Source organism: Candidatus Pseudothioglobus sp. Uisw_041 (genome assembly GCF_048087625.1).
Lineage (GTDB): Bacteria > Pseudomonadota > Gammaproteobacteria > PS1 > Pseudothioglobaceae > Pseudothioglobus.
In genome coordinates, this window is sequence record NZ_CP159805.1 from 280,690 (window position 1) to 300,456 (window position 19,767).

At 35.1% G+C, this 19,767-nt stretch carries 21 protein-coding genes; 13 read left to right on the plus strand and 8 right to left on the minus strand.

Going from position 1 to position 19,767, the window contains the following annotated elements; genetic code table 11:
* Window positions 1-41: 41 nt before the first annotated feature.
* Complete coding sequence (locus ABXT44_RS01425; RefSeq protein ID WP_416687499.1) at window positions 42-959, minus strand: alpha/beta fold hydrolase; 918 nt, start codon at window positions 957-959, stop codon at window positions 42-44.
* 171 nt (window positions 960-1,130) lie between these two features.
* Here ABXT44_RS01425 and ABXT44_RS01430 point away from each other — a divergent pair, with 171 nt between their 5' ends.
* Genes ABXT44_RS01430 through ABXT44_RS01440 form a run of 3 tightly spaced genes read left to right on the plus strand, consistent with a single transcriptional unit; the run spans window position 1,131 to window position 3,860 of the window.
* The gene (locus ABXT44_RS01430; protein ID WP_416687500.1) at window positions 1,131-1,334 is read left to right on the plus strand and encodes a PP0621 family protein; all 204 of its coding nucleotides are present in this window, start codon (window positions 1,131-1,133) and stop codon (window positions 1,332-1,334) included.
* A gap of 4 nt (window positions 1,335-1,338) precedes the next feature.
* Entirely contained in the window at window positions 1,339-1,998 is a 660-nt protein-coding gene (locus ABXT44_RS01435) for an inner membrane-spanning protein YciB (RefSeq protein WP_416687503.1), read from the plus strand.
* A gap of 50 nt (window positions 1,999-2,048) precedes the next feature.
* Entirely contained in the window at window positions 2,049-3,860 is a 1,812-nt protein-coding gene (locus ABXT44_RS01440) for a ribonuclease catalytic domain-containing protein (RefSeq protein WP_416687506.1), read from the plus strand.
* Here ABXT44_RS01440 and ABXT44_RS01445 read toward each other — a convergent pair.
* Together ABXT44_RS01445 and ABXT44_RS01450 are read right to left on the minus strand one after the other, a co-directional pair.
* Window positions 3,837-4,544, minus strand: a complete 708-nt coding sequence (locus tag ABXT44_RS01445; protein WP_416687510.1) for a UDP-2,3-diacylglucosamine diphosphatase — start codon at window positions 4,542-4,544, stop codon at window positions 3,837-3,839. The genes ABXT44_RS01440 and ABXT44_RS01445 overlap by 24 nt on opposite strands.
* A gap of 36 nt (window positions 4,545-4,580) precedes the next feature.
* Window positions 4,581-5,069 carry a peptidylprolyl isomerase gene (locus ABXT44_RS01450; RefSeq protein ID WP_271541773.1) on the minus strand — a complete coding sequence of 163 codons (489 nt, stop codon included), beginning with the start codon at window positions 5,067-5,069 and terminating at the stop codon, window positions 4,581-4,583.
* Between the two features lie 118 nt (window positions 5,070-5,187).
* Here ABXT44_RS01450 and rplU point away from each other — a divergent pair, with 118 nt between their 5' ends.
* The 4 genes from rplU to fabG all read left to right on the plus strand — a co-directional run bounded on the left by rplU (window position 5,188) and on the right by fabG (window position 7,510).
* Entirely contained in the window at window positions 5,188-5,499 is a 312-nt protein-coding gene (rplU, locus tag ABXT44_RS01455; protein ID WP_416687513.1) for a 50S ribosomal protein L21, read from the plus strand.
* 10 nt (window positions 5,500-5,509) lie between these two features.
* A complete protein-coding gene (gene rpmA / locus ABXT44_RS01460; RefSeq protein ID WP_271541775.1) occupies window positions 5,510-5,767 on the plus strand; it encodes a 50S ribosomal protein L27 in 258 nt (85 codons plus the stop codon).
* Window positions 5,768-5,844: 77 nt separating this feature from the next.
* Entirely contained in the window at window positions 5,845-6,780 is a 936-nt protein-coding gene (gene fabD / locus ABXT44_RS01465) for an ACP S-malonyltransferase (protein ID WP_416687515.1), read from the plus strand.
* On the plus strand, window positions 6,773-7,510 hold the full coding sequence (gene fabG, locus ABXT44_RS01470; RefSeq protein WP_416687517.1) for a 3-oxoacyl-ACP reductase FabG: 738 nt from the start codon (window positions 6,773-6,775) through the stop codon (window positions 7,508-7,510). The genes fabD and fabG overlap by 8 nt, the downstream gene beginning before the upstream one ends.
* 17 nt (window positions 7,511-7,527) lie before the next feature.
* Here the strand turns inward: fabG and ABXT44_RS01475 are convergent, their stop codons facing one another.
* Genes ABXT44_RS01475 through ABXT44_RS01485 form a run of 3 tightly spaced genes read right to left on the minus strand, consistent with a single transcriptional unit; the run spans window position 7,528 to window position 10,055 of the window.
* Window positions 7,528-8,901 (minus strand): Wzz/FepE/Etk N-terminal domain-containing protein, encoded by a 1,374-nt coding sequence (locus ABXT44_RS01475; RefSeq protein ID WP_416687520.1) that lies wholly within the window; start codon window positions 8,899-8,901, stop codon window positions 7,528-7,530.
* Between the two features lie 56 nt (window positions 8,902-8,957).
* Window positions 8,958-9,407, minus strand: a complete 450-nt coding sequence (tadA, locus tag ABXT44_RS01480) for a tRNA adenosine(34) deaminase TadA (protein WP_416687523.1) — start codon at window positions 9,405-9,407, stop codon at window positions 8,958-8,960.
* A gap of 27 nt (window positions 9,408-9,434) precedes the next feature.
* Window positions 9,435-10,055 (minus strand): LysE/ArgO family amino acid transporter, encoded by a 621-nt coding sequence (locus ABXT44_RS01485; RefSeq protein WP_416687525.1) that lies wholly within the window; start codon window positions 10,053-10,055, stop codon window positions 9,435-9,437.
* A gap of 249 nt (window positions 10,056-10,304) precedes the next feature.
* On the opposite strand from ABXT44_RS01485, the gene ABXT44_RS01490 reads away from it, so the two are divergent.
* Complete coding sequence (locus ABXT44_RS01490) at window positions 10,305-10,622, plus strand: hypothetical protein (protein ID WP_416687527.1); 318 nt, start codon at window positions 10,305-10,307, stop codon at window positions 10,620-10,622.
* 206 nt (window positions 10,623-10,828) lie between these two features.
* On the opposite strand, the gene guaA is transcribed toward ABXT44_RS01490, so the two are convergent.
* Entirely contained in the window at window positions 10,829-12,403 is a 1,575-nt protein-coding gene (guaA, locus tag ABXT44_RS01495; RefSeq protein WP_416687529.1) for a glutamine-hydrolyzing GMP synthase, read from the minus strand.
* Window positions 12,404-12,447: 44 nt separating this feature from the next.
* On the opposite strand from guaA, the gene lptG reads away from it, so the two are divergent.
* The 5 genes from lptG to surE all read left to right on the plus strand — a co-directional run bounded on the left by lptG (window position 12,448) and on the right by surE (window position 18,074).
* On the plus strand, window positions 12,448-13,530 hold the full coding sequence (gene lptG / locus ABXT44_RS01500) for an LPS export ABC transporter permease LptG (protein ID WP_416687532.1): 1,083 nt from the start codon (window positions 12,448-12,450) through the stop codon (window positions 13,528-13,530).
* A gap of 4 nt (window positions 13,531-13,534) precedes the next feature.
* Window positions 13,535-13,834 carry an ATP-dependent Clp protease adaptor ClpS gene (locus ABXT44_RS01505; protein WP_416687534.1) on the plus strand — a complete coding sequence of 100 codons (300 nt, stop codon included), beginning with the start codon at window positions 13,535-13,537 and terminating at the stop codon, window positions 13,832-13,834.
* Between the two features lie 70 nt (window positions 13,835-13,904).
* Window positions 13,905-15,008 (plus strand): trimethyllysine dioxygenase, encoded by a 1,104-nt coding sequence (locus tag ABXT44_RS01510; RefSeq protein ID WP_416687536.1) that lies wholly within the window; start codon window positions 13,905-13,907, stop codon window positions 15,006-15,008.
* Between the two features lie 100 nt (window positions 15,009-15,108).
* A complete protein-coding gene (gene clpA / locus ABXT44_RS01515) occupies window positions 15,109-17,328 on the plus strand; it encodes an ATP-dependent Clp protease ATP-binding subunit ClpA (RefSeq protein ID WP_416687538.1) in 2,220 nt (739 codons plus the stop codon).
* On the plus strand, window positions 17,328-18,074 hold the full coding sequence (gene surE, locus ABXT44_RS01520; RefSeq protein WP_416687541.1) for a 5'/3'-nucleotidase SurE: 747 nt from the start codon (window positions 17,328-17,330) through the stop codon (window positions 18,072-18,074). The genes clpA and surE overlap by 1 nt, the downstream gene beginning before the upstream one ends.
* On the opposite strand, the gene ABXT44_RS01525 is transcribed toward surE, so the two are convergent.
* Window positions 18,068-19,735, minus strand: a complete 1,668-nt coding sequence (locus ABXT44_RS01525) for a glutamine--tRNA ligase/YqeY domain fusion protein (protein WP_416687544.1) — start codon at window positions 19,733-19,735, stop codon at window positions 18,068-18,070. The two genes, surE and ABXT44_RS01525, sit on opposite strands and share 7 nt — an antisense overlap.
* Between the last annotated feature and the right edge of the window lie 32 nt (window positions 19,736-19,767).

The window sequence follows — 19,767 nt, forward strand, 5'->3', positions numbered from 1 at the left end:
TTTTTTTTATCAATTACTCATTAAGAAAAGCTAAAGAATTATTAAAACCTTTTCTCAAGCCATTTAATAAACTGCTTGGTTGTTTGATCGCGATTAATTTCATTTAAACTTTCATGACGAGTGCCCTCTAAAATCGTGCAGGTGACATCAGAGAGTCCACTGTTTTGAAGTTTTGTTGCTAGTTTTTCCATGTCACCTCCATTTAGAGTGCATGGATCTTCAGCTCCGCCAACAATATGTACTGGAAGAGCTTTAGGTAATTTTTGTATATTTTTTTTATTGCCTGCATAGAAAATGCCACCCAGCACCTCTCTCCACATAGATATTGATATTTCAAACCCACAATAAGGGTCGTTGACATATAGGTCCACTTCATTTTCATCCCGAGATAGCCAATCAGATTTAGTACGATTGGGTTTAAATTTTGAGTTCCAAGCCTCAAAAGAAAGCTTCCAGGCAATTAAGCTTGGAAGGTTTTGATTACGAAAAAAACCTTCTATTGCTAATATTATTCTTGAAGCTTTTGGCAAGAGACCTGTTTCAATTCCGCTATTCCAGCATGCAAGAGCATTGACTTGATTTGGATACTTTAATGCAAAGTTTAAATTAATGATTGAGCCAAGAGAGTGTCCAAAGCAAATTACTGGCCTGTTAGGAAGCCTTTCTTTAATTAGATTTATAATTTCATTTTGATCTTCTAATACTTTATTGAGTCCATCAGATTTAGCAAACACTCCTTGCGGCGCATCATCAGCTATAGTAAGTCCATGTCCCCTCATATCATGAGCAAAAACTGCAAAGCCAGCGCCCATTAACTCCAATGCAAATCGAGAGTACCTCTTTGAGTGCTCAGCCATTCCATGAGTTATATGGACCACAGCCCTAGCTTCACCTAAAGGTAAAAGGCTATGTAGATTAATTTTTGAGCCAGTTGGGCTTTGATGAATTTCGGTTTGCATAAAATTAATAATTTTATTCTTTAATCACTTACAAATAATATAGTAGCCCATTTAATAAATACTTACAAATAATAAATATAATGAAGCGATTAAACCTTTAACGCAGAAAGATAAATTATTTATGTAAAATTTATCTTTTATGAGTTTAAATTTGTTGAGGTTGTTTCTATAATGAGTTATGTATTAGCATTACTTTTGGGTTGGGTTGGATTCTCTCTTATTAAGAAATTCATGAGTCAAGTCCCAGCAAGTTCTTCAAAGAAAAAAACTGGGCAAAAAATGCTTGCATGTTCAGTTTGTGAAACTTACATTCCAGAGCAAGATGCTATTGTTAAAAATGGTAAAATTTTTTGCTCTAAAGAGCATTCGGAGTAAATAAATGAAGTTTCTATTTGATTTTGGCCCCATAATCCTTTTCTTTGTTGTGTATAAATTCTTCGGACTTTACGCTGCTATATATGCAATGATTGCGTCAACCTTCGCGCAAATGATGTACGCCAGAATAACAACTGGAAAGTTTGTGACCTCACAGGTCCTTACCTTTATTTTGCTGATAGTTTTTGGCGGAATCAGTATTGCATTAAGAGATCCTGCATTCGTTATGTGGAAAGTAAGCGTTCTGTACGTAATATTTGCAATTGCACTGATCTGCAGTAACTGGATTGGAAGTAAGACGCTGCTCGAAAGAATGATGGGTAAAGAGCTTGATCTTCCTAAAGCTATTTGGACTCGCTTAACGTGGTTTTGGGGTTTTGGTTTTGTAGGTATTGCCATCGTTAATGCCTATTTTGTAAATACTGCACTCACTGCTAGGCAACAATTTTTAGACAGCGGAATACTAGTCGATCCAAAGATAGACCTGAGTAACTTTGACTGCGCTCAAACGCCTCTAGAAAATCTGTGCTTATCTGCTCAAAGAACTGAAGAAGCCTGGGTAAACTTTAAATTATTTGGAACTCTAGGCCTTACTTTGATCTTAATAGTTATTACTGTGCTTTCAATTAGCAAGCATATCAAAGAAAAGCAGGCTGAGTCTTAATAGAAAATCTACTGTCTTCAGTAATTAAATTCTTTACATTGGAGTAATTCTTGTCAATAATTGGTGCACTTGTTGCATACAAAGGTAAGCCGGCAAAGATTGTTGCCTCAACTACCCATAAGTATGAAGTCAGTTTTTCTGATGGATCTTCACAAAAAGTGAGAGAAAAAGATTTTCGTTATATCCATCCTGAGTACTCAAATGTAACTGATCAATGCAGTAAGGCTGATATAAGCATCCTCAATGATCTTCAAGAAGACTCATTATCGCTTCAAGAAATAACCGAGTGGATTTTTGATGACTTTACAAGCCAAAACGCTTGGTGCGCTTACTTGATGTCTGAAGACGGTTTATACTTCTATTGGGCTAAAGATGTTTTAATGCTTCGCCCAATAGAGCAAGTTAAAATAATTCAAAAACAAAGAAATGAAAAAGCTTTGGCAGCAGAAAGCTTGGAAAGATGTATTATTAATTTAAATAATAATATTTTTGATAATGATGACATTGTTTGGATCAATGAAATAGAGCAAGTCGCCTTAAATCAATCAAAGCATAGTAAGGCGATGAGCACTTTATCTATTGAAAATACTTCAGAAAATGCTCACGAACTTCTTGTTAAGCTTAAGTACTGGTCTGAGTTTACAAACCCCTATCCTCAGAGACATAAGGTTTATTTAGATGAGGAAGTGAAAGTTGAATCAAAAGAACTTTCAAGAAAAGACCTAACCCACCTAACCTCCCTTGCCATAGATAATAGCGACTCTAGTGATGCAGATGACGCTATTAGCATTGATGGAGATAAACTTTGGATTCACATTGCAGATGTTGCAAGTTATGTAGAGATTGACAGCGAGCTTGATATTTTTGCCCAAAAAAGAGCCTCAAATTTATATCTTCCTGATCAAATTCTTCATATGCTGCCTCCAGAGTTATCTTCTGTTTGCTCTTTGGGGAGTAGTGAGATTTCATATGCCATCTCAATTGGATTAAGACTTGATAGCTCAGAAATAAATGATATCGAGATTCACTTAAGTAAAATAAAAGTTACAAATATGAGTTATGAGCATGCCGATAGAGTCATAAATGAAAATGAGGTTTTGTCTGAATTGAATGATATTGCTATTTCTCATAAAGCCTTTAGGAGAGATAATGGCGCAATCAAATTAAACCTTCCAAATGTTGATGTTAAAGTTAAAGATCAAAAGGTTTTTATTAGGCCTCAAGTGGATAGTGCTAGTAGAGAATTAGTTGCTGAGATGATGGTAATTGCTGGGCGCACGATTGCGCAGTTTGCAATTGAAAATAATATTTCATTGCCCTATCTAACTCAAGAGGCTGGGAGTTTTAGCGAAGAAGTTATTGATAATATACAAAAATTAACTATTGCAAAAGCGTTCGAAGCCTCTAGAGGATTTAAAAGATCTAAGATAACAGTAAAGCCTTCTATACATTCAGGCTTAGGACTCTCAGCATACACAAGGGCTACGAGTCCAATGAGGCGCTATCTAGATTTATTAGTTCAGCAGCAATTGGTAAGGTTTTTAAGCAATCAACCTACTTTGGATGACAACGCTGTTAAAGATAGAATTAAGGTAATTAACTCGTCGATGCCAAAAGTAAATAAGGCAAGTCGTCAAAGTATTGAGCACTTCAAGTGTTTATACCTGAAGCAAAATAATACTTGGGAAGGGAAGGGCGTTGTTGTTGAAGTAAATGGTGAGAAGGCTCTAATAAATATTCCATCTCTTGCAATGATGACTCAAATCAAATTCAAATCAAAAATTAATATTGAAGATAAGGTGAACTTAAAGGTTGGCTCAATTAATCTTTTTGAGCGGTCAGTTAATTTCAAGCCACTCTAGGCCGTCACTCAATTTGATAGCATTGCCTTTGTTTTGAGACCAGTCGCCCAAGACATAGCGCGTGTAATTTTTCATAGTATGAGCTTTTTGACGATGGGTGTGACCATGAATTAAATCATAGCCTGGATACTTTGACATTAAGAGGTCAGTACTCTGTTGGTTTACATCCATAATCTTTGAGGATTTATAACTTTGAGCTTCAACACTTTTTTTGCGAAGCTGGCCCGTTAACTTGAGGCGAATATTTTTTGTTAAATGCAGAAAAATATACTGAACCAGTGGATTTCTAAGAACCCTTTTTAACTTTTGATAGTTAATGTCATCAGTGCAAAGACTGTCTCCATGGATTAGAAGAAACTTCTTTGTGTCGTGCTCCAGTTCGTAAGGCTCATTGATTAATGTGCAGCCAGTTTCAGCTTCAAAATTATGTGAGAGCAGAAAATCACGATTACCAACCATTACAAAGACTTTAGTTTTTTTTGATAATTCCTTTAACGTGGAAATAATAGCTTTGTGACTTGTAAGTGAGACGTCATCGCCTAGCCAAGTGTTAAACAAGTCTCCTAAAATAAATAGCTGATCTGCTTTGGACGCATGATCCTCACAAAAGGTATTAAAAAAATTAACCTTATCACCCTCAACGTTTGTAAGGTGTAAATCAGAGATGATTAATGAAGTTAACATGCTTTTATTGGCCAGAATTAATCTGGCCCCATAAAATTAATCTTTAATAGAGGCTTTGATAATCATAACAGCCTCGCCAGGGACATCAGAATGACCACCTAAATTTATTGTTTCAACTTTTTCAATTTTATCAACCACATCTTTGCCTGCAACGACTTCACCAAAAACGCAATAGCCCCAACCATCTTGACCTGGAAAATCTAAAAATTGATTGTCATTAACATTAATAAAAAACTGCGAACTGGCTGAATGGGGCGCGGCAGTTCTTGCCATAGCAAGACTATACTTAACGTTCTTTAGGCCATTTTTAGCCTCATTTTCAATATTAGCTTTCGTGGGTTTTTGCTGCATGTCTTCAGTCATGCCTCCGCCTTGCACCATGAAGCCAGGAATAACTCTATGGAAGATGGTTCCATCAAAAAAACCGTCTTCTACATAATCAGTGAAATTCTTAGCTGAAATTGGCGCTTTATCCGCGTCAACATTGATGTGAATTTCACCCATGTTCGTCTCTAAAATAATCATGTTTTGTCTCTGTTGATTTAAAACAGAGAATTATAACTTATTTCATTAACAGTGCTTTCATTAAGAGCAACGTTCGAGTATAATTCCTTCCTTTTTAGCAATCAGATTAGGATTTGTTATGTACGCAGTCATTAAAACAGGTGGAAAGCAATACAGAGTTACAGAAGGTGAGACTCTAAAAATTGAGAAGCTTGAAGTAGAGCCTGGAAAGAAAGTAACCTTTGATGAGGTCTTAATGGTCGCAGATGGTGATAAAGTACAAGTTGGCTCTCCACATGTTGCGAAAGCAAGCGTTGAAGCGAAAGTAATCTCTCAAGGCAAAGGTAAAAAAGTACACATTTTAAAATTCAGACGTCGTAAGCACTCTATGAAGCAACAAGGGCATCGTCAGCTGTTTACTGAAATTCAAATTGATAAAATTAAGGCATAAGGGGTAATCTATGGCACATAAAAAAGCAGGCGGTAGTACTAATAACGGTAGAGATTCAGAGTCTAAAAGACTTGGAGTCAAACGTTTTGGCGGCCAAGTAGTACTTGCTGGAAATATTCTAGTTCGCCAAAGAGGAACTAAATTTCATCCAGGCACTAACGTTAAGAAAGGTAAAGACGATACTTTATTTGCAGTTGCGGATGGAAAAGTGCAGTTTGAAAAGAAAGGTAAATTTAATCGTCAATACGTTTCAATTCAGACAGCTTAGTAATTTACTGTTACTTATTTTAAAAAGCGCCTTCTGGCGCTTTTTTGTTATTAATCTCAATTATAATTAGTCTTATTATGAAATATTCAATCGTATTCCCAGGTCAAGGCTCTCAATCTCTAGGCATGCTATCTGATCTTCGAAGTAATTTCTCAGTTGTTAATGAGATTTTTCAAGAAGCAAGCGACGCAATCAATTTAGATCTATGGAAGATTGTTAATGAAGATCAAGAACTATTAAACCTTACTGAGAACACTCAGCCAGTAATGCTGGCAGCCGGCTATGCCACTTATAAAGTTTTAGCAGGCGAGGTTAATTTAACGCCTATCTCTATTGCTGGGCACAGTCTAGGTGAATATACGGCGCTTGTGGCTTCTGGTTCTTTAAGTTTTTTTGATGCGGTTCAATTAGTGAGAAAAAGAGCTGAACTCATGCAAGCGGCAGTGCCAAGCGGCTCAGGTTCTATGGCCGCTATACTCGGACTTGATCATACAAGAGTGATTGAGATATGCCTTAAAGCGAGCGATAAAGGGGTTGTTGAAGCTGTGAATTTCAATTCACCAGGACAAGTAGTTATTGCTGGAGAAAAAGACGCATTAGCCCATGCATGTGAGTTAATGAAAGAGGCTGGAGCAAAAAGGGCATTGGTTCTCCCGGTAAGCGTTCCATCTCACTGCTCACTCATGAAAGACGCCGCAATGGAATATAAGTACTCAGTTGATAATATTAATTTTCAAATGGGTAGTGAGAAAGTAATTCATAATGTTGATGCGGATTATTCAAGTAATATTGAAGAGATAAAATTAAAATTAGTTGAACAGCTTCATAAGCCAGTTCTTTGGACATCAACAGTTCAAAAAATGAAAGAATCATGCGTTGAAAAGATAATTGAAGCTGGTCCTGGGAAAGTATTGGCTGGGCTGACAAGGCGCATTGATAAGTCTTTGAGTGGTTTGGCTATAATAGACTTGACTTCATTAAAATCTACAATTGAGGAGATATCAAATGCTTAACGAAAAATTAGTCTTAGTTACTGGTGCAAGTAGAGGTATAGGCCAAGCAATAGCTTTAACTTTAGGTAAATCTGGTGCTACAGTTATTGGAACGGCAACGAGTGAAGAGGGCGCCAATAAGATATCTAAAATATTTACTGAAAACAATATCCTTGGTAAGGGTATGAGGCTTGATGTTACCGATAATGAACAAATTTCTGAGCTTTTAAAGAGTATCACTGCAGACTACGGATCTGTAGATATTTTGGTTAATAATGCTGGCATCACTCGTGATAATATCCTTGTCAGAATGAAGGAGGATGAGTGGGATGATATTATTAATACCAACCTTTCTTCTGTCTATAAGATGTCAAAGGCTGTGCTGCGGGGTATGATTAAAAAATCTGGGCGAATTATCTCTATTACTTCAGTTGTCGGTGCTATGGGGAACGCAGGTCAGTCAAACTATGCTGCTGCAAAGGCTGGGATTATGGGCTTTACTAAGTCGTTGGCGAGAGAAGTTGGCGTTAGAGGTATTACTGTTAATGCAATAGCCCCTGGCTTTATTCAAACAGATATGACTGATAAGCTTCCTGAAGACCAAAAAGTAGCACTAGCTTCGCAGATCCCCTTAGCTAGATTGGGCACTACTGATGAAGTTGCACAGGCAGTTTTATTTTTAGCTGGTGATAGTGGCTCTTATATCACTGCTCAAACAGTCCATGTAAATGGTGGCATGTATACTGTTTAAGGAATTCAATGGCTATTCTAATTCTGCTCTTTAATGAATGCCTGTCTGATAAACACTAAAAAAACTGAAAAGAAAAAGCCAAGAAAAGGGGCAAGCAATAAAAGGAATTTAGAATTATTGTGTGCTCCACTTGCAATCTCATGAATTGGTCCAGTTGTATTTTTTTGATCTCTAACTAATATAAGTTGCAGCTCAAAATTTTCTTTTTCTTGGGTTAATTCAAACAACTCTTCAGACGCCAAATCTGTTGTTGAGTCGGAGTTAAGTTGCAGCTCTAAATTGTTTTTTTCTTGGTTTAATTCAAACAACTCTTCAGACACCAAATCTGCTGTTGAGTTGGAGTTAAGTTGCAGCTCTAAATTGTTTTTTTCTTGGTTTAATTCAAGCAACTCTTCAGACGCCAAATCTGTTGTTGAGTCGGAGTTAAGTTGCAGCTCTAGATTGTCTTTCTCTGTAATTAAATTTTGTATTTCATTTTTTAAAGTAAGAACTTTAGCATTATATGAATAAATAAGTTGCTGTAAAGTTGGAGATGAAGAAATTCTTTTTATTGTAGCAGCATAGTCAGCCTCTAACAGAGCCAAATTATTTTCTTCTACAGGAATTAGTTCTATTAATAATTTTATTTTACCTTGAAGGGTAGTTATTTCATTATTGATAGTTTTTATTGCATTAGTATCATTAACTTTCTGAGTTGCTTTTTTAACTATTAAAGATTCATTAATAGAATCTATTCTATTATCGATAGCTTTTATTGCATAAACGGCATTAACTTTCTGAGTTGCTTGTTGAACTTTTAAAGATTTATTAATGTAATTTATTCTATTATCAATAGCTTTTATTGCATTAGTAGCATTAACTTTCTGAGTTGCTTGTTGAACTTCTAAAGATTTATTAATATAATTTATTTTATTATTGATAGCTTTTATTGCATTAGTAGCCCTAACTTTCTGAGTTTCTATAAGATTGGATAAGATGCGTGTATGCCTATCTTGGATGAATATTATGGTTTTTTCTAGTAGGTTTTTATTAAATTCAGATGAAGGTGATATGTAACTAATTTCCAATAATTTGTCTTCTATAGAGTCCAATTTTAATTTATTCTTTTTTAGACGTTGTCTATAGATTAGATCAACTTTTAATTGCGAGACTAGACTTGGAATAGGCTCAATTAATTGTTCTTCTCCATTAACTAATTCATAAGATCCGATTTCTAACAAAACACTTGATACAAATCTTTCCTCTCGAAATGAGTTATAAATGAAAGTTGATAATAGAAAAGCTAAGGTAATTGAAATTATTAATTTTTTTGATTTAATCAAAATTTTAATTATCTCTATTAAGTCTATTTCATCTTCAAGTAAGTCATTATTTAGTTTATTATTTTTCATTATTTTTTTTCTGTGACAATAAAATTGAATTATATTATCACATAAACCAAAAGTAGCTACCTGCGGAGTTTAAAAAATTTATGTAATATGTCACTACATTCTTTTTGTAGAATGCCTCCAGTAATACTAACCTGATGTTTAAAACAACTTAAACTCCTGAAGTCAGTGCATGATCCACAAACTCCTGTTTTAAGATCATAGGCTCCATAGACAATACGACCTACTCTGGCATGTATAATTGCTCCAAAGCACATTGCACAGGGCTCAAGGGTTACATAAAGTGTAGTATCAGTTATGCGATAGTTTTCTAGCTTTTTACCTGCGGCTCTTAATAATTGAATTTCAGCATGTGCAGTTGCATCATTTTTTGATATCGGCTGATTATGAGCTTTTGCGATAATAAGTCCATCTTTGATCAAGATAGCTCCTACTGGAACTTCACCTTGCTCTTCAGCTTTTCTGGCCTGCTCGAGTGCAAGATTCATCCATTTTTTATCTTCATTCATAGTTTGATTTTATCAAAAGTTTATTTTTTAAAGATAGTTTCCTGCAGAAGCTAATTGGAATGCAATAGTAAACATAATAAATGCAACTAGTCCATCAAGGATTTTCCATGAAAAAGGGCGTAGCATTATTGGTGTTAATAACCTTGCTCCGTATGCAAGGCTGAAGAAAAAAACGAAGCTAGCTAAGCAGGCGCCTAACGCAAATGTAATTTTTTGAAATCCAGAAAATTGTTGAGATATTGACCCAATAAGAATCATGGTGTCAAGATACACATGTGGGTTTAAAAAAGTTAATACTGCCGCAATTGATATAGTTGGAAGAAGATCCCTTAATATAGAGGCTTCAATTTCAATAGTATTATTAGATTTAAGTGCAGATCTTAATCTTATAAGACCATAAACAGTGAGCCAAACAGCAGATAAGCCAAATAAAATGTTTGAATTTTGGCTAATGAAATTACTTAAAAAAAATGATATACCTGCAACTCCAATGCAAATTAGCAGAGCATCAGAAAGGGCACAAAATAAAGCTATATAAAAGACATGTTGACCAAGAATACCTTGTCTTAGAACAAAAGTATTCTGAGCTCCAATGGCTACGATTAAAGAAAATCCAAGAAAAAAACCAGTTAAAAAAGAATGTATCAAAATGCAATACCTATTTTGTATGCATTTTTATTCATTCCCACTCAATGAGAACACTCTTATAAGTCATTGATTTAAAAGTATTTTCTGAAAAGTGTCCAAGTAGTGTGTAAGTTTTAAGGGTATCAAATATATTCATTTATATTACTTTTTGTATGGATTCCATTGTTTCCTTGCACAGTGTGTAAGTATATTTTACATTCGATTGTTGCAGGAGTAGAATTCTCTCATAGTTCAAAATAACATCTACTTATGAAAAAACAATTATTACTTCTTCTTTTGGTAAGTTTATTTATGACCAGTTCTAGTTTTGCTTACACAATTTTGGGAACTAGAACATGTGGAGATTTATTATCAAGCGATAGAGACAACAATAAAATTACTGAATTAGTAGTTGGCGTATGGATGCAGGGATATATAACTGCAAGAAACTATGAACTTAGTAGAGAGGTAGATCATATTGATGTAGATTCACTTTATTATGCAGTAATTAAATTTTGTAGAGATAACCCATTACAGGATAATGATGATGCAGCAATTCATATATACTCTAATTTAGAGTTTAAATAAATAAACTCCAACATACAAAGTCAATCAGTCACTATGGAATAGTTTTCGAGTTCATGCTTTATATGAAAACGAATAAGAACAAAAAGTGTGTAAGAAAGTGTGTAAGTCAAATTCAGAAATGCACTTGTACGGAGGTTTAAAGTAAGTGTGTGTAAGTAGAGTGTAAGTTTAAAATCCTTTAGTAGTAGGGGTTGTAGAGTTTGTAGTTACTCCCACTCAATAGTAGATGGTGGTTTTCCTGAAATATCGTACACAACTCTCGAAACTCGTGAAATTTCATTCATGATGCGATTAGAGACGTGGTCTAAGAAGTCATACGGAAGTCTTGCCCAGCGAGCAGTCATAAAATCCACAGTCTCAACAGCGCGAAGTGCTATAACAAAGTCATACCTTCTTTCATCTCCAGTGACTCCTACAGATTTAACTGGAAGAAATACTGCAAAGGCTTGATCAACCTTTTCATATAAGCCTTGATTATTAAGCTCTTCCATGAAAATATGATCTGCCCTTCTTAAGATATCAGTGTATTCTTTTTTAACTTGACCAAGAATTCTAACACCGAGTCCTGGTCCAGGAAAAGGATGGCGATAGAGCATTTTTTTTGGAAGGCCAAGTTTTACTCCAATCTCTCTCACTTCATCTTTAAATAACTCTTTTAATGGCTCAACCAGTTCGAACTGCATATTATCTGGTAGTCCGCCAACATTATGATGAGATTTGATAACTTTAGCTTTGCCCGAAGCGGCTCCTGCCGACTCAATGACATCTGGATAAATGGTGCCTTGGGCGAGGAATTTTATGTCTTTTATTTTTTGTGCTTCTTGATTAAATATTTCAATAAAAGCTCCACCTATTATTTTTCTTTTTAACTCAGGATCAGCTTCATCTGAAAGTTGATCATAAAAGTACTCTTGAGCGTCAGCCCTAATAACCTTTACGCCAAGATTTTGAGAGAAAGTCTTCATTACCTCATCACCTTCATTAAGCCTCAGTAAGCCGTTATCTACAAAAACACAGGTTAGTTGATCGCCAATAGATTGATGTAGAAGCATTGCTACGACCGAGGAGTCAACACCGCCTGAGAGGCCTAAAAGAATTTTTTTGTCACCTACTTGAGACTTTATTTTTTCTAATAAGTTATCAATAATATTTTTCGTAGTCCAGCTCTTTCCACACTGACAAATAGTTGTTACAAACCTTTCTAAAATTTGAATTCCTTTTTTGGTGTGGGTGACTTCCGGATGAAATTGAAGACCAAAGTAGTTCTTTTTACTATTTGCAAAGCCTGCAATTGGGCAGCTATCGGTTGATGCAATTAATTCAAAGTCTTTTGGTAGTTTCGTTACCTCTATCCCATGGCTCATCCATACATCTAATAATCCATGGCCCTGTGAATTAATTTCATCACTAATATCAGTTAAAAGGTTTGAGTGATTTCTAGCCCTAATTTGAGCGAACCCAAATTCGGCTTTTTTAGAGCTTTTCGCTTCGCCTCCAAGTTGAACTGCCATTGTTTGCATTCCGTAACATATGCCTAATATTGGCACTTTTAAATCAAATACGATATTTGGTGCTCGTGCTGAATCGTTTTGATTAACTGTATCAGGACCGCCGGAGAGAATAATGCCACTAGGGTTAAATTTTTCAATAAAATAGGGGTTGACATCATATGGCACTAATTCACAGTAAACGCCTATTTCTCTGACTCGTCTTGCAATGAGTTGGGTATATTGTGATCCAAAATCAATTATTAAGATTTTATTTTGTTGTATGTTAGTCATAAAAGATATGCTTTTAAAAACAGTTATTAATACTTTATATTTTAATGAAAATTAGAGATCGTTACATTGCTAAAACACTTTTAAGCTACACAATAGTTGTTCTTATGGTTTGGACTAGTATTTACAGTTTTTTTAACTTTTTAGCAGAGTTAAATAGCGTTGGCACAGAGGACTATACAATCCTTGCAGCATTTACCAATATTATTCTTCAATTACCAGAAGTTGCTTATAAGCAAGCATCACCAATAATATTATTGGGCTGTATTTTAGGTATGGGACACTTAGCTACAACTGGGCAGCTTCTTATCTTTCGAGTCTCTGGTGCTTCTATATTTAAAATTACGTTACTTACTTTAAAAAATTCCCTTATCTTTGTACTTTTTTTTATTTGTATAGGGGAATTTTTAGCTCCGATTTCAAGTAATCTTGCTAAAAGTAGCAAGTTAAATGCTATGGGAAATTCTAGTACATCCTTTAATCAAGAGGGTTTTTGGATTAGAGATGGCGATAATTTCATTAATGTTAAAAAAAATATTAATGGCATATTATTTAGTGGAATTACAGTTATTGAAGTCAACTCATTAAATAAGATTGAAAGAGTTATTAAGTCAGAAAATGCTATATTTGATGGGGATTCTTTAGACATGAGTGGCAGCGAAATTTTTTCTATTGATGAGTCAAACTATTTTGATAGAATTTCTTTAAAAGAGCGAAATTCTTATGATAAAACAGTTTCATTTGATCAGGATTTGATAAATAGTTTAGAAAAAGAACCTGAAGATCTTTCGACTTGGACTCTTATTAAGCAGATTCGATTTTTGTCTGATAATAAATTACGCTCAGTGGTATTTAAGGTAGAACTCTATAAGCGTTTAATTCAACCTATAACTCTTATTGCAATGATCTTGCTTGCAATGTTATTTATCTTTGGATCTACAAGGGATGTAACATTGGGGAGAAAAATATTTTTTGGAGTTGCGCTTGGGTTGTCATTTGAAATGTTATCAAGAGTTGCTAGCGCAATGGCATTAGGATTGGACTTTAGCCCTTTTTTGAGCTCTATATTGCCATCTATTGTGGTCATGTTTAGTGCAGTAATTTTATTATTAAAAAAATCTTTTAGCTAATCAAATGAGCCAGGTTAATTTAAAGACTGTAAAGCAAAATCTAAAAATGCCTAATCGATTTGACGTTATTTTGCTAAACGATGATTTCACTTCAATGGAGTTTGTAGTTGATGTTTTGCGGAGATTTTTTCATAAAGAGTTTCAAGCTGCTGAAGCAATTATGCTTAAAATCCATATAGATGGAGAAGCGGTATGTGGGTCATATTCTTATGATGTTGCGCAAACAAAAGTTAAGCAAGTTATAGGTTATTCTAGAGAAAATGAACAGCCACTGATGGCTGTATTAAGGGAGCTAGGTATATAATTTTTTTTAATTTAATGTCTATTGAGATGATAAAATTTTATTATTATATTAATTTAAATAAGGAAGAAAAATGTTAATCAAATCTATTGAATCATTAGATAAAGGTTTAAATGTTTTTTGGAGTGATGATTCCTTGAGTTGCTATCCTTGGTTTTGGCTTAGAGATCATAGTGAAAGCAAAGAAGACTTGCATCCAGATACTAAGCAGCGTCAGATTGATTCATTTAGTGAGCCACTAAATAATACTGTCAAGGACATATGGCTTGATGTCTCCTCTGAAAGTATTTTTATTAAATGGAGTGATCAGTCTGAAAGTAGTCTTTCTTTTAAATTACTTCAAACTATGTCAGTGCCTAGCCTTCCTCAGTCATATATATTGAATTTGACAAATGTATGGAATTCCTCAAATGAAATTAAAGAATTTCCTGAAATAACCTATCAGGAACTTATGAGTGATGGAGGAATAAAAACTTGGCTAAATCATATTCAAAGAGTTGGCTTTGCTTTAGTAACAGAGACTCCTGAAACTCCAGAGGCAACAAAAGAGCTTATGGAGAGAATGGCTTATATTAGAAACTCTATTTTTGGAGGCTTTTCTGTTTGGGATAATAAACTTGAAAATCCTGATGATACTGCCTTTACATCACTAGCTATTGAGCCTCATACAGATGGAACATATGTTCATGACGCGCCAGGACTTCAAACTTTGCACTGCATAAAAAGAGATTCTGTTGGTGGTGAAAATCAATTAATTGACGGCCTTGCAATTGCAGAAAAAATGAGGCAAGATTATCCTGATGCATTTAATATTCTGTGTAATGTTAATATTCCTGGGCGCTATATTAAGCCAAATACTTATTTAGAGGCACATCGACCTTTATTCCGTGTCAATGATAATAGTGAAGTTATTCAGGTAAGCTTTAATAACCATGACCGCGCGCCGTTTAGGTTGGAAAATGAGCTAATGGTTAAGTTTTATGATGCTTATAAAATATTTCATAATCTAGCAAATGACTCAAGTCGTCAATTTGAGTTTATGTTGGATCCTGGAAAAGTATTAACGTTTGACAATTGGCGTCTCCTTCATGCGCGTTCATCTTTGACAGGGTATCGACAACTTTGTGGTGGCTATCATAACAGGGAAGATTTTGAAAGTAAATTGAGATCTATCTAAATATTTATTTAAGATTAATTTGAATTTTATTTTGATTCAAATTGCATACAGTGATGTTAAAATTAAGGATTAATTGAGTTAATAACAAAAATAGTATTTTATGATTGAACAAGGACTACAGCAAGAGATTAATATGGTGATGACTGAGGCTAGAAATCGTCGCCTTGAATTTGTAACAGTGGAGCATTTATTATTAGCCCTTCTTAATATGGATGAGGTTGTTGCATTTCTTCGGGGTAAACGAGTGAATATCGATGAACTTCGTGCTGAACTTGATCAATATATTGACTCACACACACCCATTATCTCTGAAGATGCTGAAATAGATATTGTTCCAACAGTTGGGTTTCAAAGAGTTCTCCAAAGGAGTGTTTATCAGGCACAGTCTGCTCAAAAAAATTCGGTTAACGCGATGAATGTCTTTGTTAGTATTTTTTCTGAAAAAGAATCGCATGCTGTCTATATGCTTAAATTAAATAACATTTCCAGATTGGATGTTATGGAGGGAATTTCCTCCCATTTAGCAGATAATCCAGCTGAAGAAACAAAAAAAGTTGAAGGTGAGAAGCAAGCTAGGCCGTCTTCTCTTGAATCTTTTACAACTAATTTATGTGAAAAAGCTAGACTTGGTGAAATTGACCCTCTTCTTGGCAGAGAAGAAGAAGTTCTTAGAACGGTACAAATTTTATCAAGACGGCGTAAAAATAATCCTTTATTTGTAGGACAAGCTGGAGTTGGTAAAACCGCTATTGCTCAAGGTTTAGCCAAGAGAATTGTAGATGGACAGGTCCCTGAAATTTTAAAAAAGACAACTATATATTCTCTAGATGTTGGTGTACTAATTGCGGGCACAAAGTATAGGGGTGACTTTGAAAAGCGACTAAAGTCAGTACTTACTGATTTAGAAAAAGATAAGAATTCAGTACTTTTTATTGATGAAATCCATACTTTAATTGGTGCAGGTAGTGTTTCTGGTGGGTCTTTGGATGCATCTAACCTTCTTAAGCCAGCTCTAGCAGATGGCTCACTTAAATGTATAGGATCTACAACCTATGATGAATACCGTAAGATTTTTGAAAAAGATCATGCGCTTACAAGGCGTTTTCAAAAAGTAGATATTGAGGAACCTTCAGTTGAGGATACAATCAAGATTTTGCATGGTTTAAAAAAATATTATCAAGCTCATCATAAAGTTAAATATTCAGCTGCATCTTTAGTTTCTGCAGCAGAGTTAACGCATCGACATATTGGAGACAGACGCCTTCCAGACAAAGCGATTGATGTCATTGATGAAGTAGGTGCGCTTCAGCAGATACTTCCGAAATCAAAACGTAAAGTCAATATTGGTGTTCCTGATATTGAAAATATTGTTGCTAAGTTAGCACGTATTCCTTCGCGCCAAGTCACTAGTGATGATAAATCTTTACTTAAAAGTTTAGAGAGTGATCTTAAACTCGGTGTATTTGGCCAAGATAATGCTGTTGAGTCTTTATCAACTGCTATAAAACTTTCTCGCTCTGGACTTTCTCCAGTTGAGCAACCAATGGGCTCTTTTTTATTTGCTGGCCCTACAGGAGTAGGTAAAACTGAAATTTGTAAGCAGCTATCAAGGATCATGGGCGTCAAATTATTGAGATTTGATATGTCTGAATATATGGAGAGGCATGCTATTTCTAAACTTATAGGCTCTCCTCCAGGTTATGTAGGTTATGACGAAGGAGGTCTATTAACTGAGGCAGTAAATAGTAATCCTTATGCGGTTCTTTTACTAGATGAGATTGAGAAGGCGCATCCTGATATTTTTAATATCCTATTACAAGTCATGGATCATGGAAAGCTTACTGATGCTAATGGCCGCGAAGTTGACTTTAGTAATGTGATACTTGTGATGACTTCAAATGTAGGCGCTCAAAATGTTCAAAGAGCTTCCATAGGTTTTAATGAGCAAGATCATTCCCTTGATTATGAAGGCGAGCTTAAAAAGATATTCACTCCAGAATTCAGAAACCGTCTCTCAGAAATTATTTACTTTAATAAGCTTAATGAAGAGGTTGTTGTCTTTGTAGTCAATAAATTTCTTTTTGAGCTGGAAGACGTCCTTGAAAAAAAGAATGTTTCATTGATCGTTTCAGATGCAGCTCGAAAATGGTTTGCAGAGAATGGCTATGACTCCATGATGGGTGCGCGCCCAATGATGAGATTAATTGAAAGAGAGGTGCGTAAACCTCTCGCTGACGAACTTCTTTTTGGAAAGCTAAGCTCTGGTGGAACTGTTAAAGTAGGTGTTAGTAAAGATAAGATTGCCTTAACAATCAGTTAATGAGAATTCTTATAAGTAATGATGATGGCTACAAGGCCAAGGGTATCAAACAGCTTACAAAATCTCTGAGTGAAATTGCAGAAGTCATTGTTGTTGCTCCGAGTGAGAATAAATCTGCAGCAAGTAGCTCATTAACTCTTGGAAGACCATTAAAACCAATCCAAATTGAGAAAAATATTTATGCAATTGATGCAACACCGACTGATTGTGTTCATCTAGCGTTGTGTGGTTTTATAAAGGAGTCAATTGATTTGGTGGTAACTGGTATTAATTTTGGGGCAAACCTAGGGGACGATACAATCTATTCTGGAACAGTTGCCGGTGCTATAGAAGGGCGTTTTTTAGGACTTCCATCAATTGCAATGTCTTTAGCTAGTTGGGAGTGTAATCACTTCGAGACAGCGGGAGAAATTGCCAAGAGATTAGTTTCTCAAATTGACAAATCTGGACTATCCTTTAACACCATTATTAATGTTAATGTTCCAGATATTCCTCTTAGTGAAATTAATGGTATTAAGAGTACTTATCTAGGAAGTAGGCATAAATCTGAACCAAGTATTAAGGATAAAGAGGATACATCTCTTTATTGGATTGGTGAGAATGGGAAGGAGGACGATAATTTAGAGGGTACAGATTTCCATGCAATTTCTAATAACTTTGTTTCAGTCACTCCTCTTCAGATTGATACAACTAAACATTCTGAAGTAAAGCGAGTGAATGACTGGCTTCAAAAAATGGATTATTGATTCCAGGTATCTCTGAGCCCAACAGTTTTGTTAAATACTAGTCCTTCAGACTCACTGTCTCTGCAAAAGTAACCCTCTCGTTCAAACTGGTAAGAAAATTCAGCTTTTGCATCTGATAAGTTTGGCTCAACAAGTCCATTTTTTATCTCAAGAGAGCTGGGGTTTATTGAAGATGATAAGTCGTCAAATTTAGCTGGATTTGATTCTAGAAAAAGGCGGTCATATATTCTAAATTCAGCGTTAATAGCCTTACTGGATTCAACATAATGAATGACACCTTTAACCTTCCTTCCGTTGGATGGATTTTTACCTAAAGTGTCAGGATCATATGTGCAATAAACGGTTTTAATATTGCCATCATTGTCAATATCAAAATGAGTTGCTTTAATAACATAAGAATTTCTAAGGCGAACCTCTTTATTAAGCGCTAATCGTTTATATTTATTATTTGGCGCTATTTCTACAAAGTCTTCTTTGTCAATATATATTTCACGACTAAAGAAAATCTCTCTTGTTCCCATTTCTTTATTTTGAGGATGAACTGGGGCTTTAAGGGATTCAATTTTGCCTTCAGGGTAATTTGCAATTACTAGTTTTATTGGATCAATTACAGCCATTGTTCGAGGTGCAGTAATATTTAGATGATCTCTAATCGAAGATTCTAAAATTGAAGCATCTGTCAGGCTATTAACTTTTGAAACACCAACCCGCTCTGAAAAGTTCCTTATTGACTCCGGAGTATATCCCCTTCTTCTCAGTCCTGAAATTGTTGGCATTCTTGGATCATTCCAGCCAGAAACATAGCTATTATCAACTAATAGTTTTAGTTTTCTTTTGGATGTTGTTGCATACTCCAGATTTAGGCGAGAAAATTCGTATTGGTGCGGGCGATCAATTTTATTGAATTCATCTAAGTGCTCTAATAACCAATCATAAATTCGACGGTTATCTTGAAACTCCAAAGTGCATAGTGAGTGTGTAACACCTTCAATAGCATCACCAAGACAGTGAGCAAAGTCATACATCGGATAAATACACCAGTCGTCATTTGTCTGGTGGTGTGTCTCAAAACGAATCCGATAAAGAGTTGGGTCACGCATACACATAAAGCTAGAAGACATATCAATTTTGCTGCGCAATACGCACTCTCCTTCCTTAAACTCACCTTCTTTCATCTTCTTAAATAGGGCTTTATTTTGCTCTATACTAGTATCACGATAAGGGCTATTTAAGCCAGGATTCTTGAGTGTTCCTCTATATTTTCGAGCTTCATCATTAGTCAAAAAACAAACATATGCTAGCCCCTTAGAGATAAGTTCTTCAGCACATTTATAAAAGATATCAAAATAACGTGAGCTATATTTGACTTCACCATTCCAATCAAAGCCTAGCCATTGTATGTCTTTTTTAATTGAATTAACATACTCAATATCCTCTTTAGCAGGATTTGTATCATCAAACCTTAGATTGCAATAGCCGGCATAATCTTTGGCTACTCCAAAGTTGATGTATATTGATTTTGCATGACCGATGTGAAGGTAGCCATTTGGCTCTGGCGGAAAACGTGTAAGAACTGAGCTATGAAGTCCAGAATCTAAATCTTTATTAATTTGATTATGTATAAAGTTAGTAGGTTTGATTAGTGAAATAGTGTCCCTCATTCTTTCATTTTTTACATGTAAAATATCGCAGC

Excerpts from the sequence above, each read along its gene's own strand:
- ABXT44_RS01425 (WP_416687499.1), bottom strand. The coding sequence starts at position 959 with ATGCAAACCGAAATTCATCAAAGCCCAACTGGCTCAAAAATTAATCTA.
- ABXT44_RS01430 (WP_416687500.1), top strand. The coding sequence starts at position 1,131 with ATGAGTTATGTATTAGCATTACTTTTGGGTTGGGTTGGATTCTCTCTT.
- ABXT44_RS01435 (WP_416687503.1), top strand. The coding sequence starts at position 1,339 with ATGAAGTTTCTATTTGATTTTGGCCCCATAATCCTTTTCTTTGTTGTG.
- ABXT44_RS01445 (WP_416687510.1), bottom strand. The coding sequence starts at position 4,544 with ATGTTAACTTCATTAATCATCTCTGATTTACACCTTACAAACGTTGAG.
- ABXT44_RS01450 (WP_271541773.1), bottom strand. The coding sequence starts at position 5,069 with ATGATTATTTTAGAGACGAACATGGGTGAAATTCACATCAATGTTGAC.
- rplU (WP_416687513.1), top strand. The coding sequence starts at position 5,188 with ATGTACGCAGTCATTAAAACAGGTGGAAAGCAATACAGAGTTACAGAA.
- rpmA (WP_271541775.1), top strand. The coding sequence starts at position 5,510 with ATGGCACATAAAAAAGCAGGCGGTAGTACTAATAACGGTAGAGATTCA.
- fabD (WP_416687515.1), top strand. The coding sequence starts at position 5,845 with ATGAAATATTCAATCGTATTCCCAGGTCAAGGCTCTCAATCTCTAGGC.
- fabG (WP_416687517.1), top strand. The coding sequence starts at position 6,773 with ATGCTTAACGAAAAATTAGTCTTAGTTACTGGTGCAAGTAGAGGTATA.
- ABXT44_RS01475 (WP_416687520.1), bottom strand. The coding sequence starts at position 8,901 with ATGAAAAATAATAAACTAAATAATGACTTACTTGAAGATGAAATAGAC.
- tadA (WP_416687523.1), bottom strand. The coding sequence starts at position 9,407 with ATGAATGAAGATAAAAAATGGATGAATCTTGCACTCGAGCAGGCCAGA.
- ABXT44_RS01490 (WP_416687527.1), top strand. The coding sequence starts at position 10,305 with ATGAAAAAACAATTATTACTTCTTCTTTTGGTAAGTTTATTTATGACC.
- guaA (WP_416687529.1), bottom strand. The coding sequence starts at position 12,403 with ATGACTAACATACAACAAAATAAAATCTTAATAATTGATTTTGGATCA.
- lptG (WP_416687532.1), top strand. The coding sequence starts at position 12,448 with ATGAAAATTAGAGATCGTTACATTGCTAAAACACTTTTAAGCTACACA.
- ABXT44_RS01505 (WP_416687534.1), top strand. The coding sequence starts at position 13,535 with ATGAGCCAGGTTAATTTAAAGACTGTAAAGCAAAATCTAAAAATGCCT.
- ABXT44_RS01510 (WP_416687536.1), top strand. The coding sequence starts at position 13,905 with ATGTTAATCAAATCTATTGAATCATTAGATAAAGGTTTAAATGTTTTT.
- clpA (WP_416687538.1), top strand. The coding sequence starts at position 15,109 with ATGATTGAACAAGGACTACAGCAAGAGATTAATATGGTGATGACTGAG.
- surE (WP_416687541.1), top strand. The coding sequence starts at position 17,328 with ATGAGAATTCTTATAAGTAATGATGATGGCTACAAGGCCAAGGGTATC.
- ABXT44_RS01525 (WP_416687544.1), bottom strand. The coding sequence starts at position 19,735 with ATGAGGGACACTATTTCACTAATCAAACCTACTAACTTTATACATAAT.